The 13,600-nt window shown below is 45.2% G+C and carries 10 protein-coding genes; 8 read left to right on the top strand and 2 right to left on the bottom strand.

Annotated elements, in window-relative coordinates:
• The first annotated feature begins 1 nt into the window (after window position 1).
• The 5 genes from OCV50_RS08680 (at window position 2) to OCV50_RS08660 (ending at window position 6,275) form a co-directional block, all read left to right on the top strand.
• Window positions 2–1,087: an efflux RND transporter periplasmic adaptor subunit gene (locus OCV50_RS08680; protein WP_261902807.1), complete on the top strand. Its 1,086-nt coding sequence runs from the start codon at window positions 2–4 to the stop codon at window positions 1,085–1,087.
• A complete protein-coding gene (locus OCV50_RS08675; protein WP_261902806.1) occupies window positions 1,080–4,175 on the top strand; it encodes an efflux RND transporter permease subunit in 3,096 nt (1,031 codons plus the stop codon). Before OCV50_RS08680 ends, OCV50_RS08675 begins: the two co-directional genes overlap by 8 nt.
• A gap of 86 nt (window positions 4,176–4,261) precedes the next feature.
• A complete protein-coding gene (locus OCV50_RS08670; RefSeq protein ID WP_261902805.1) occupies window positions 4,262–4,834 on the top strand; it encodes a DNA-3-methyladenine glycosylase I in 573 nt (190 codons plus the stop codon).
• Between the two features lie 95 nt (window positions 4,835–4,929).
• Window positions 4,930–5,817 carry a winged helix-turn-helix domain-containing protein gene (locus tag OCV50_RS08665; protein WP_261902804.1) on the top strand — a complete coding sequence of 296 codons (888 nt, stop codon included), beginning with the start codon at window positions 4,930–4,932 and terminating at the stop codon, window positions 5,815–5,817.
• Window positions 5,805–6,275 (top strand): hypothetical protein, encoded by a 471-nt coding sequence (locus tag OCV50_RS08660; protein WP_261902803.1) that lies wholly within the window; start codon window positions 5,805–5,807, stop codon window positions 6,273–6,275. Before OCV50_RS08665 ends, OCV50_RS08660 begins: the two co-directional genes overlap by 13 nt.
• A gap of 91 nt (window positions 6,276–6,366) precedes the next feature.
• Here the strand turns inward: OCV50_RS08660 and OCV50_RS08655 are convergent, their stop codons facing one another.
• Window positions 6,367–7,551, bottom strand: a complete 1,185-nt coding sequence (locus tag OCV50_RS08655) for a cystathionine beta-lyase (protein ID WP_261902802.1) — start codon at window positions 7,549–7,551, stop codon at window positions 6,367–6,369.
• Between the two features lie 147 nt (window positions 7,552–7,698).
• Window positions 7,699–9,153 (bottom strand): cardiolipin synthase, encoded by a 1,455-nt coding sequence (gene cls / locus OCV50_RS08650; RefSeq protein ID WP_261902801.1) that lies wholly within the window; start codon window positions 9,151–9,153, stop codon window positions 7,699–7,701.
• A gap of 366 nt (window positions 9,154–9,519) precedes the next feature.
• On the opposite strand from cls, the gene OCV50_RS08645 reads away from it, so the two are divergent.
• The 3 genes from OCV50_RS08645 to OCV50_RS08635 all read left to right on the top strand — a co-directional run bounded on the left by OCV50_RS08645 (window position 9,520) and on the right by OCV50_RS08635 (window position 13,594).
• On the top strand, window positions 9,520–10,953 hold the full coding sequence (locus tag OCV50_RS08645) for a sodium-dependent transporter (protein ID WP_239842767.1): 1,434 nt from the start codon (window positions 9,520–9,522) through the stop codon (window positions 10,951–10,953).
• A gap of 195 nt (window positions 10,954–11,148) precedes the next feature.
• Complete coding sequence (locus tag OCV50_RS08640; protein ID WP_239842768.1) at window positions 11,149–12,765, top strand: methyl-accepting chemotaxis protein; 1,617 nt, start codon at window positions 11,149–11,151, stop codon at window positions 12,763–12,765.
• Between the two features lie 130 nt (window positions 12,766–12,895).
• Window positions 12,896–13,594 (top strand): TIGR01621 family pseudouridine synthase, encoded by a 699-nt coding sequence (locus OCV50_RS08635; protein WP_239842769.1) that lies wholly within the window; start codon window positions 12,896–12,898, stop codon window positions 13,592–13,594.
• The last annotated feature ends 6 nt before the right edge of the window (window positions 13,595–13,600 follow it).

Below are 13,600 nucleotides of genomic sequence, written 5' to 3'. Positions count from 1 at the left end.
TATGAAGAATATTAAAACAGCTATCGGGCTCTCATGTATCGCATTGCTTGTCGGTTGTGAGCGTGCCGAAGTCAAGTCAGAAATCAGTGCACCCTTGGTACGAGCGATGGAAGTACAAGTGCTCGACTTTCATGACAAGCTCTACTTCCCGGCAGTCGCCAATGCAGCTGAAAAAGCGCACCTTAGCTTTCGCGTAGCGGGTGAAATTAACCGACTGACCGTAAAAGAGGGTGAGCGTGTTAAAGAGGGCGACATCATTGCCGAGCTTGATCCAACCGATTATCAACTAGAGGTTGATAACGCTCAGGCTCGTTACACCGTGGTCAATAATCAATATAGACGTTCGAGCCCGCTGGTTAAGAAAGGCTTATTGGCGAAATCCCAGTTTGATGAAATTGCAGCACAGCGCCAAATAGCGTTTGCTGAGCTTGAGCTTGCGAAATTACGCCTCTCTTTTACTAAATTACGAGCGCCAGTTGATGGCATCATTTCTCGCGTTAGCGTCGACCAATTCGAGAACATTCAGGTTGGTCAGCAAATCGTGAATATTCACAGTGTGGAAGACGTAGAGGTTGTAATTCAACTGCCGGATCGTATTTACGTCAACCAACCGACTGAAACTTTGGTCTCCGATATTCGAGCTTTGGTGCGTGTTCCTAGTGGCAATGAGTATGAGTCGAGAATCAAGGAGTTCACTACCGAGCCTGATCCAAGCACAGGCACATTTACTGTAACTCTCGCGCTACCAATGCCGAAGGATGACCTCATTCTCGATGGTATGGCGGTAGAGGTGACTTCATACGGTCGTGATATCGGCTTGGAGCTTAAAGCGGGGGTACTTATCCCAATTGAATCGGTGTTTAATGCTGATGGTGACTCACTTGAAAACAAAGAGTCTTATGTTTGGGTCGTCAATGACGATGACACCGTGACTAAGCAACAGGTCGTTTTAGGTAAAGCCAATCAAACAACTCTGCAAGTCGTTAAAGGTTTAGAAATTGGGCAGCGCATTGTAACCGCAGGTGTGTCGAAATTAAGAGATGGGATGACAGTGGAAGTATTGTCTCAGGAGACGAATAATGAGTGAAGTGAATAACAAGTCTCAAAGCGATGATGAAGTAACAGGAGTTGCGGCATATTTCATTCGCAATAAGGTGATCAGTTGGATGCTATCACTCATTTTCTTGATTGGTGGTGTCTCAGCGTTTTTTGGGTTAGGTCGATTAGAAGATCCAGCGTTTACGATCAAAGACGCAATGGTCGTCACTTCTTATCCGGGTGCGACGCCGCAACAGGTTGAGGAAGAGGTTACGTATCCGCTTGAGAAAGCGATCCAACAACTTACCTATGTTGATGAAGTGAACTCGATTTCAAGCCGAGGGTTGTCTCAGGTTACTGTGACAATGAAAAACAACTACGGCCCTGATGATCTTCCACAGATTTGGGATGAGTTGCGTCGGAAGGTTAACGACCTCAAAGGTCAGTTGCCACCGGGGGTTAACGAGCCGCAAGTGATCGATGACTTTGGTGATGTATACGGGATCCTACTCGCCGTTACTGGTGAAGGGTACTCCTACAAAGAGCTTCTCGATTATATCGACTACCTTCGCCGTGAATTAGAACTGGTAGACGGGGTGAGTAAGGTATCGGTGTCTGGCGCGCAACAAGAGCAAGTTTTCATTGAAATCTCGATGAAGAAAATCAGCTCTTTAGGCCTCTCTCCAAATACCGTTTTTAATCTCCTTTCGACACAAAACGTCGTATCTGATGCAGGTGCGGTGCGTATCGGTAATGAATATATCCGCATTCATCCGACAGGTGAGTTCCAGAATGTAGAACAGCTCGGGGATTTAATTCTGACGGAGGGGGGCGCTCAAGGTCTTATCTACTTGAAAGATGTGGCTGAGGTTAAGCGTGGTTACATCGAAGTACCGACGAATATCATCGGCTACAACGGTAAACTGGCGCTCAACATGGGTATCTCGTTTGCTCAAGGGGTTAACGTAGTGGCTGTCGGTGAAGCGTTTGATCGACGCTTAGCTGAACTGAAATACCAACAACCTATCGGTATTGATATTTCAGAGGTCTATAACCAGCCGAAAGAGGTTGAAAAGTCGGTCAGTGGCTTTGTGGTCAGTTTAGGGCAAGCCGTTGCTATCGTAATTGTGGTGCTGCTGTTCTTTATGGGGCTGAGATCAGGCTTATTGATTGGTTTGATTCTATTGCTGACGGTATTAGGCACCTTTATCTTCATGCAGTACTTTAAAATCGACCTGCAACGTATCTCACTGGGGGCTCTGGTTATTGCACTGGGGATGCTGGTGGATAATGCCATTGTGGTGGTCGAGGGCATACTCATAGGCACACAGAAAGGCCGAACGCGTATGCAGGCTGCCACCGACATTGTTACTCAAACCAAATGGCCTCTGTTGGGCGCGACTGTTATCGCGGTGACAGCATTTGCACCTATCGGGCTCTCTGAGGACTCAACCGGTGAATATTGTGGCACCTTGTTTACGGTACTGCTTATCTCATTGATGTTGAGCTGGTTTACTGCGATTTCAATTACTCCATTCTTTGCTGATCTGTTCTTTAAAGGGCAGAAAGTTGATCCGGACAGTGAAGGCAAAGACCCATACAACGGGATGGTTTTTGTTATCTACAAAAAGTTCCTTGAGTTCTGTATGAAGCGCGCGTGGCTAACCATGGTCGTTTTAGTGATTGGTTTAGGCGCGAGCGTGTATGGTTTCGGTTTCGTCAAACAAGCCTTCTTCCCATCATCAACAACTCCTATGTTCCAAGTGGACGTGTGGATGCCGGAAGGAACTGATATTCGCGCAACCAATACTAAACTTAAAGTGCTAGAGAACTGGTTATCTGAGCAAGAGGAAGTGGAACACATAACAACCACCGCAGGTAAAGGTTTGCAGCGTTTCATGCTGACCTATGCGCCAGAGAAGAGCTACAGCGCTTATGGTGAAATTACAACGCGTGTGAAGAGTTATGATGTTCTTGCTCCGTTAATGAAGCGCTTTAGAGAGTACGTAGATGCGAGCTTCCCTGAAATAGACTACAAGTTGAAACAGATTGAATTAGGTCCAGGTGGCGGTGCGAAGATTGAAGCTCGTATCGTAGGTTCCGACCCAACGGTGCTGCGTTCAATTGCGGCTCAAGTGATAGATATCATGCATGCCGATCCAGGTGCATTCAATGTTCGTCATGACTGGCGTGAGCGTACTAAGGTGCTAGAGCCTCAATTCAATGAAAGTCAGGCGCGTCGCTACGGTATTACTAAGTCTGATGTGGATGACTTCCTCGCGATGTCATTCTCGGGTAAGTCCATCGGTGTTTACCGTGACGGTACAACATTGATGCCTATCGTTGCACGATTGCCGGACGATGAGCGTATCGACATTCGAAATATCGAAGGGATGAAAATCTGGAGTCCAGCGTTGAGTGAGTTCATTCCACTGCAACAAGTGACCTTAGGTTACAAGATGCAATGGGAAGACCCGTTGATCATCCGTAAGAACCGTAAGCGTATGCTGACGATCATGGCTGACCCAGACCTGTTGGGTGAAGAGACAGCGGCGACTCTACAGAAACGTCTACAACCACAGATTGAAGCGATAGAGCTTCCACCTGGTTACTCGTTGGAATGGGGTGGCGAATACGAGTCTTCTGCAGATGCACAAGCGTCGCTGTTTACCACTATGCCTATGGGTTACCTTTTCATGTTCTTGATTACAGTGTTCTTGTTTAACTCAGTAAAAGAGCCGTTGATTGTTTGGCTAACGGTACCATTGGCATTGATTGGTGTAACAACCGGTCTTCTGGTGCTTAATACGCCGTTTGGCTTCATGGCGCTGCTTGGTTTCTTGAGTTTATCGGGGATGTTGCTTAAAAACGGGATCGTACTGCTCGACCAAATCGATATTGAGATGAAGTCAGGGAAAGAACCTTACATCGCAGTGGTTGATGCGGCATTAAGTCGTGTAAGACCTGTATGTATGGCTGCGATCACGACCATTCTGGGCATGATTCCGCTGTTACCGGATATTTTCTTTAAGCCGATGGCGGTAACCATCATGTTCGGTCTAGGCTTTGCAACAGTGTTAACACTGATTGTGGTTCCGGTTCTGTATCGTATGTTCCACAAAATCAAAGTGGTATAACATTTTCATTTTGAGTTAAAGACTATAGTGCCCCACTAAGGGGCACTATTTTTTGGTCGCTATGCTGACCGCGAGGGAGAACAACAATGACGACACAACAAACTGAACAAACCTGTGCGTGGGCATTGAAGCACGAGTTGGAAAGGGAGTATCACGATAACGAGTGGGGTATTCCTGTTCACGATGATCAGGTTCTGTTTGAGTTTATTACGCTTGAAGGGGCGCAAGCTGGCTTGAGTTGGATTACGATCTTGAAGAAGCGAGAAGGTTATCGAGCGGCATTTAAAGAGTATGATCTAGAGGCTCTAGCAGAAATGGATGAATCACACGTCGCTGGTATCATTGAGAGTTATGACGTGGTTAAGCATAAAGGAAAAATCGCTTCTGTATTTACTAATGCGCGTGCAGCGATTGAGTTACAAAAGGAGTTTGGCTCTATTTCTGACGCACTTTGGCAGTTTGTTGACCATCAAGTGGTTATGAACAACTGGCAAGAAATGTCTCAAGTTCCTGCTTTAACTGAACAATCTAAGGCTATGAGCAAGTTCCTCAAAAAGCGTGGTTTTAAGTTTGTAGGGGAGACAATTTGCTATGCGTTTATGCAAGCGGTAGGCATGGTAAACGACCATCTGATTGATTGCCCAAAAAAGCAACGATAAAGCGAGGGTAATTTAGTCGTTAGTGGAAAATAGACTATTCTTTTCTATACTTTTCAATATTATATGCGGCCAGTGATATAGATTTATAAAAGAATGTGAAAAGACAGAATTATCAAATATGTGAGGCAACCTACGATCCACTACGTAGGCAGTTTCACTTCAATGATGGTGACATTGAAACCCTCTCTCCACTTGAAGGCAAAGTGTTTGTTTTCTTATTGCAAAATGTAGGCGATTGCGTAGAGCGCAGTGCGCTCTTCAAAGAGTGCTGGGGCGATGTCATTGTTTCTGAACAAGCGCTAACTAATGTAGTATCCAAGCTGCGAAAAACACTCGCAAAAGTGACGTGTGATTGCGCCGTTATTCGAACCGTGAGCAAAACAGGCTATTCACTCGAAATATCTTCATCGACACCTATCCAACCTCAACGAATGTCGGACTCGGATGTTGGAATTGAATCTGAGCGAGAACCAGAAACCTCTTCTGCTAAAGACGTTCTACAAGTAGCAGGAGAGCCGTTAGAGAAAACCAGTTCAAATACAAAGACGTTATCGATTCAAAATGGCCGAGCCACCAATATTGGGTTTTATGTCATCGCTGTTCTTTGTATTTCCGTTATCGCGTTTAATTTATATCGCGCCTTTGACTCTTCGCTACCTTACTTTGTCGATCAGTCGCAGTATTCGTCCAGTTATATTGATAACAGTAATCAACATTATCTCCATGTTGTGAGAGAGGAGCGTTACTCGATTGATGAGCTTGAACTCACTCTTACAACAATGTTGCCTAAGCACTGTCACCTACGTGTTTTCGTCCGTATCTACCCTTCGGTTGATGAGCCAGAAAATGATGCTTTGAGTATGTTTGTACAAAAAGAAAACGGGCAGTCATTCAACTACATCGTGTCGGTATTCGACCCTAAAACATCGTTCGACTCTTTCAAAAAATATGTAGCGACCAGAGATTACCTATGCGGATTATAATTTTAGCAGTCTTGATTTTTACTGCGGGTATGAGCTTTATGCTGGAGAAAGAGTCTCTCTCTGGTAGCCGCTGGCATTGTAAAACCATGAAAACGGATTTCCTTTCTAAAGCCTTTGAACCATATCAATCGCTCTATGAAAGGATGATTTTCACTTTTCAATCGAATGAAACATTCAGTATTAAAGAGTTTGTCACTATTACGGACAAAGATGAATCGAGTCATGTGGTAGAAAATTTGTATAACGGATACTACAAACAACAGGGTGACCGTCTATCAATGACCATTGTTGATGTACGAACCGCAACTGAGCATCCTGATCCGGTGATCAACGCAGAATACCGTGAGTATCAAGGGATCACGATCGATTACCACTATCAAGTGTTGGATGACTATCTTTATCTCTTCAATGATAACCGGTCAGAGATCTTTAACTCGATTTGTTACCAAGTGAATTAATCAAGTAACTGAAAAGAAAATCTAAAAGTAGAGAATCAAAAGGCAGCCCGGTGGCTGCCTTTTAGTTTAGGGTTGAAATTAGACCTGCGGTCTACAGCAGTGCGTTGTAGCGCTCAAAGCCGGCTTCTAAATCAGCAATTAAGTCTTCAACATCTTCAAGGCCGATATGTAGTCGGATAAGCGTACCTTCGAAATTCGGGTTTGCTACCGTGCGCAAGCTATCAAAGCTTTTCGGTTCGTTAGCGAGAATCAAGCTTTCAAAACCGCCCCAAGAATAACCCATGCTAAAGTGCTTCATACCATCCAGTAGTGCCGTCGTAGCTCGTGGGTAGCTTGTTTTAAGTACAAACGAGAACAGACCATTACCGCCAGTGAAATCACGTTCAAAGAATTCATGACCAGGGCAGCTCTCTAGAGCAGGGTGACGAACATGATCAACTTCAGGGCGAGTTTGTAGCCATTGAGCAACTTTTAAGCTGTTCTCTGCGTGTTGGCGCAAACGCACATCCAGCGTTCTAATACCACGTAGTCCAAGATAAGCATCATCAGGTGACACACATTGCCCCATTAGATAGCTTTGCTCGCGAAGTTGGTCCCAATGTTTTTCATTGGCAACAGCAGTGCCAAGCATGACATCTGAGTGACCAACGATGTATTTGGTTGCTGCTTGAATCGAGATGTCGACTCCGAAGTCAAATGGCGAGAAGTTCACGCCCGCGGCCCACGTGTTGTCGAGCATAACGATAATATCGTGCTGATGAGCAATACGAGCCAGTGTAGGAATATCTTGAACTTCCATGGTGATGGAGCCTGGAGATTCAGTAAATAAGACCTTAGTGTTTGGTTGAATAAGATCTTTAATGCCTTCGCCAATGGTTGGCTCGTAATAGGTCGTTTCTACGCCCATTTTTTTCATTATGGTGTCACAAAAATCGCGTGTTGGTTCGTAGCACGTATCCACCATCAGAATGTGGTCGCCTGTTTCAACAAACGAGAGGATGGCGTTAGAAATTGCCGCTGTACCACAAGGGTAAAGTGCACAGCCTGCGCCGCCTTCAAGGTCGACCATTGCGTCTTGGAAAGCAAAATGGGTGTTGGTGCCTCTACGGCCGTAGAATAGAGTTTTGTTGGCACGGTTTACGGTTGCTTTGTGTTTGTCTGCAACGGTATCAAATACAACAGTTGATGCACGCTGAACGGGTGGGTTAACCACACCATTAGTCCACTTTTTATCGCGGCCCGCTGTGATCAGTTTTGTTGTTTTGCTTTCGGACATACTCTGAATTCCTTATCAATCTATTATCCTTTATTTAAAACATGCCATTGGGTACGAAAGCAAGGGAAGTTGAAGAGTTTTTAGGAATTAACTAGACCCTTTAGTGAAAAAGGGTCTGCAAAAGAAATTGTAGAGAGGAATCAAAAGCTAGAGTAATGGATTGAACAGGTAAAATAGACGCTCAAAGAAGCGTGATTGAAGGCTTCGTTCTTGCCATTTATCGAGGCTAACTGGATGAGAACTTTCAATATATGATTCTTGAAGGTCTGCGAGCTGGCGCGTAAAGTCCACGTCATCGACGGCTAGAGTTACTTCGAAATTAAGCCAGAAACTGCGCATATCGATGTTTACCGTACCAATAAGGCAGAACTCCTCATCAATCACTACCGACTTGGTGTGCAGTAAGCCGCCGTAGAATTCGTAAATCTTAACGCCAGCTTCAAGCAGCTCGGTATAAAATGCGCGAGATGCCCACTTAACCATCAGAGAGTCGTTACTGTGCGGAATCACGAGTTCCACGTTTACGCCTCGTTGTGCAGTCATCTTAAGAGTTTCGAGTAGATCGGCACTCGGCACAAAGTAAGGTGTGGTGATTCGAACCGAGCGATTGGCTTGGTTAATCGCAATACTTAACACCTGTAGAATCAAATACTCGGGCATTCCGGGACCCGAGGGCACGACTTGAACCGGGTGTTGAACTTCTGATTCGTCTACCTTGCATTCGGGCAGAGCGGGTAAAATACGTTCGCCGGTTTCAACTTCCCAGTCCCAGCCATGTATGGCAGACAAGACATTAACCGTCGGTCCTGTTACTCGCACCATCACATCTATCCACTGTCCAACACCAGCACCTTGTTTAAAGTGCGCAGGGTCAACCATATTCATGGAACCTGTGTAGGCGACGGTTTCATCAATCACGATAATCTTGCGATGTTGTCTAAGGTCTAGACGGCGCAGGAACATACGCCAAGGGCTTACCTCAAGAGCTTGGACAACCTGAACGCCCGCATCGCGCATCATAGAGCGCCAGTGGCTCTTAAAGAAACGAGGAGATCCTGCCGAATCCAATAACACTTTAACGTCGACGCCACGCTTTGCCGCTCGTATCAAAGCGGAAGCGACAGAGTCCGTTAACCCGCCTGGGTGCCAGATGTAGAACACCATCTTAATGCTAGTTTGTGCATTTTCGATGTCTTCGATGATCGAATGTAAGATCTCATAGGGGGAAGATTGCAAAGAGAGGGTGTTGCCGCTTAAAGCTGGAATGCCCATGCGGTTGTTACACAGTTCATCAATTTTGTGGATCGGTGAGCCGACTTTGCCAGGTACATGCACTTGGCAGTGGTTCAACTGTCGGAACCAATCACCAAAAGGTGTAAACATACGCTGGGCGCGTTCTGCTCTTTTTCTTCCTAAATTCAATTCACCGAATAGGAAATAACAAGCAACGCCCACGATTGGAACAATGTAAATAACGAGTAGCCAAGATAAAGAGACGCTAACCGAGCGTCGTTTTAGTACGACTCGAAGCGTTACACCCGCAACCAGCACCCAATAGAGCACAACCGCGGCCAAAGTTAAGAAATGATAGAGCTTTTCCACATCTAATACTCGAAAAAAGAGACACTTAGATAGTAATGCTATTTTGACAATTTGGGAATTTTACAGAACAACTATTTACAAATTAGAGTAAAGGCTGTAAATAGAGTAAAGTTGTTAAGTTTTAGTTAACTTAAGACGAAAACGATTGTTTTGTATGAAAAGTCGGCATTTAACCATAATATTTTACATTGGTAACGAAATATGTACGGTTCGGGCTTCCAATTTTAATCTTAAACTGGTTTACTTGCTATACAACGAGCGTCAATCAAATTTTTTAGGATGTAAACGAAGATTTACACCTTCTTTTTATAAGACGCCACCCAAAGCAAACACAACATTACACAACATACAAATTTTGGAGTTAAAGTGGCTACTAGTAATACAACCACAAAGCCTCGTGATACCTGGGGTTCGAAGTTAGGATTCGTAATGGCTGCAGCAGGTTCTGCTGTTGGTCTAGGTAATATTTGGAAGTTCCCATACACAGCAGGTGAGAGCGGCGGCGGTGCCTTCGTTGCAATCTACCTATTCTTCGTAATTTTCATCGGTTTCAGTGTAATGCTGACTGAATTTGCTATCGGCCGTCATACGCAAAAATCAGCAGTAGGTGCATTTAAATCAACAGACCGTCGTTGGACGTTCGCTGGTGTTATCGGCGTAGTGAGTGGTCTACTTATCATGGGTTTCTACCCTGTAGTAGGCGGCTGGTCTATTGCTTACATCGGTAAGATTGCTGGTGGTCTTCTAGACGCACCTGAAGCAATCGGTGACAGCTTCGGCGGTTTCATCTCTAACCCAGTTCAACCACTAATGTGGATGGGCCTATACCTACTACTTAACGTTGTTATCGTTATGAAAGGTATCTCGGGCGGTATCGAGAAAGCAGGTAAGGTTCTAATGCCGCTGCTATTCCTGATCCTAATCGTAGTATCGATCAAAGGTCTAACGCTTCCTGGCTCTATGGCTGGTCTTGAGTTCCTATTCAGCCCTGATTTCTCTAAGGTAGACAGCAACGTAATTCTTGCTGCACTTGGTCAAGCATTCTTCTCACTATCTCTAGGTATGGGTTGTATGTTGACTTACGGTTCTTACCTTAAGAAGAAAGAAAACCTAGTTCAAACTACCGCTATGGTTACAGCGATGGATACTGGTGTTGCTATCCTAGCTGGTGTTGCAATGTTCCCAGCAATGTTCGCATTCGGTATGGAGCCAGCAGCAGGTCCTGGTCTAGTATTCGTAGTTGTTCCTCAGCTATTTGCTGAAATGGGCGGCGTAATCGGTCTTCTATTCGCACTTATGTTCTTCATCGGTCTAAGTGTTGCGGCTCTAACATCTTCAGTTTCTCTACTAGAGGTTGTGGTTTCTTACCTAATCGATGAGAAAGGCATGAAGCGTGTAACAGCAGTAATCTCTGCGAGTGTTGTAATGGCTGCACTATGTATCTTCGCTTCTCTATCTCTAGGTGGCGTTGGTCCAACACTATTCGACACTGGTGCGTTTGATATCTTCGACCTTCTAACTGATAAGATCTTCCTAGCAGTTGGCGGTATGTTGGTATGTATCTTCGCTGGTTGGAGACTAAACCGTGCAGACCTAGAGAAAGAAATCACTAACGACGGTGAAGTATCTTTCCCACTATTCGGTCTATGGTACAACCTAGTTAAGTTTGTAATCCCAGTAGCAATCGCAATCGTTGCATTCATGGGTATCTCTTCTGGCTTCGATAGCGGTAAAGGTGCAATCATGCTACTAGGTATCGGTATCATTGCAGGTTCAGCGGTAATTTCTAAGAAATTGTAATCGCGACCTTAAAAGTCAAAATCAACAGAAAGCGAGAGTCTTAGGGCTCTCGCTTTTTTTTTGCTTTATTTCTAACCTTTTCTTATTTATAGGGTTTTTCGTACGGTTTTTTCTAAAGTTATTCGCATAGTTGTCGATATAGATTAAGCATAAAGATATGCGAAGTGAATATTGACTCCCTTAGGAAGGTGAAACGTGAAATTGTCTGTAAGAAAAAAGTTATATGCAGGCTTTAGCTCTATATTGGCGCTAATGATTGTATTGGTGGCATTTGTCTGGATTGAAGTAACTGGCTCACACCGAGTAGCCGACGAAATACGCATGGATGATGTACCTGAGTTAGTCAACTATCTCGTACTTGTAGATGAAACGGCGGACGTCTATCGCGATGCGATGGGGACTGTAACCCATGTGAATGGTGCGTTTAACGATTACCGAGCAAACAAAGGGCAGTTCTTCGAAGCGATTGATAAGGTGAAAGCGCTGGAGAGCGTGGGGACGCCTGATTACCGCCGAATCGAGCGTGTTGAAAGCTTGATGAAGGAGTTCAATACTGCGTTTGAAAACCAGATTGCGCCAAAAGCGAATCAAGAAGCGGCTTTCTTGGATAATATTCGCGATTTACGTTCTCTTTACGAACAACACTTGGTTCCGATAGAAGCGTTATTAGATGAGGCGTCAATGGCAGAAGAGGTGCAAACGGATAAAGCCTTACTTGCTCTAACAGACTCATTTACAGCAATGGAACGTATGATCTTGATCTTAACGGCCATCTCTATTGCTGCCGGTGCTGTGATCGCTTATCTATTGTCAAATTCAATTACCAGCCGCTTAACCAAAGTAGAGCAGGTAGCACGTAAAGTGGCGAGCGGCGATCTGACCGCAGAAGACATTGTGGATAATTCGGATGACGAGCTAGCTCACCTTGGTCAGTCTATTAACCAGATGCAGAAATCCTTGGTTGGCTTGATCGGCTCTATTTCGTCTGTGACAAATCAAGTGCAAACCGCAACGGGTGAGCTTTCGTCGATCAGCCAAGACATTGTTTCAGGTGCCTCAGCACAGGCAGATAAAGCAACGCTGATTGCAACCGCAGCAGAAGAGCTAAGCCTAACAATTTCTGAAGTTGCCCAGCAAGGTACATCGACTTATGAAGAAGCGCGTCGCTCTGAGACATCAGCAGAAGATGGTCGATCAGTTATCGTTGAAATGGTGACAAGTATTCAGCAGGTTTCTGCACAAATGGGTGAAATGTCAGAGCAAATGAATACGCTTGGATCACATGGTGAGCAGATTGGTAGTGTCATTAAAGTGATTGAAGACATTGCCGAGCAGACCAACTTATTGGCGTTGAACGCGGCGATCGAAGCTGCGCGTGCTGGTGAGTTTGGTCGTGGCTTTGCGGTTGTAGCGGACGAAGTACGAGCGCTTGCTGAGCGCACGACTAAAGCGACTCAAGAAGTATCAGGTATCATCCAAGCGATTCAATCAGGCACTCAGGAAGCGGTAACTTATACCCAAGACAACTGCCGTTTAGTTGATATTGGCGTTGAACAGAGTTCTGGCGCAGTGCAAGCGTTGGAAGCGATTGTAAATGGTGCGGCTAATGTTCAAAGCATGGTTAATTCTATTGCAACGGCTGCCGAAGAGCAGACAGCGGTAACCAAAGAGATTGCTGCCGATATTACCGCTATTAGTGATATCTCAGAATCTTCATTGCAGTTGGCAACACGCAGCTCTGAGAGCACGATGAGTCTAAACGCTAAGGTTCAAGAGTTAGAAGGGCTACTGGCTCAATTTAAACTGGCTTAGCCGGCTTCACAAAACGGATAACAGCTATCAAGCCCACGATTGTCGAACACTCAGTCGTGGGCTTTTTCACTACTGTTATCTGGTGTTAGACAAGGTATACTTCACGCTCGATTACGGAGTAAGCCTTTTCATGTTCGATATTCTTGTAAACCATTCAGATTTTTTACTTATCAATAAGCATCCGGGCGTGAGTGTCCACAAGGATGACGGTGATACTATGCTGCTTCAAGAGGTAGCAAAATCACTCAACATTGAAAAGCTCTATCTTGTGCATCGTCTAGATAAAATGACGTCAGGTATTCTATTGCTCGCAAAACATGCAGCAGCGGCCAGTGAGCTGTCTCAGTTGTTTGCGAACCGAGAGGTTGAAAAGTACTACCTTGCAATAGGCTCTAAGAAGCCGAAAAAGAAACAGGGCTTGATCGTGGGTGACATGGAGCGCTCTCGACGCTCAAGTTGGAAGCTGATCAACAGCAAGCAAAACCCAGCGGTGACCCAGTTTTTATCGGCGGCGGCAGAGCCAGGTGAACGACTGCTGCTTTGTAAGCCGTACACGGGGCGCACTCATCAAATTCGCGTGGCGATGAAGTCGATAGGTTCGGCGATCGTTGGCGACCCAATTTATAATTCTTCAAGTCAATCTGATCGTGGCTATCTGCATGCCTTTGCGATTCGATTTACCTATCAATCTCAAGCATACCAATATGTGTGCGACCCGAGAGCACACCAATCTCTAGGTCAAAAATGGTCGCATGAGGCGGTATCGACAGGTTTGGATACTTGGCTTGAACCTTGGTCACTGGCGTGGCCAAAGCTAAACATTAAGTGAGAGATA

Source organism: Vibrio fortis (assembly GCF_024347475.1).
In the GTDB taxonomy this organism is placed as follows: domain Bacteria; phylum Pseudomonadota; class Gammaproteobacteria; order Enterobacterales; family Vibrionaceae; genus Vibrio; species Vibrio fortis.
Note: the sequence above shows the minus strand (reverse complement) of the source record. Positions and strands in the feature narration are given on the sequence as shown.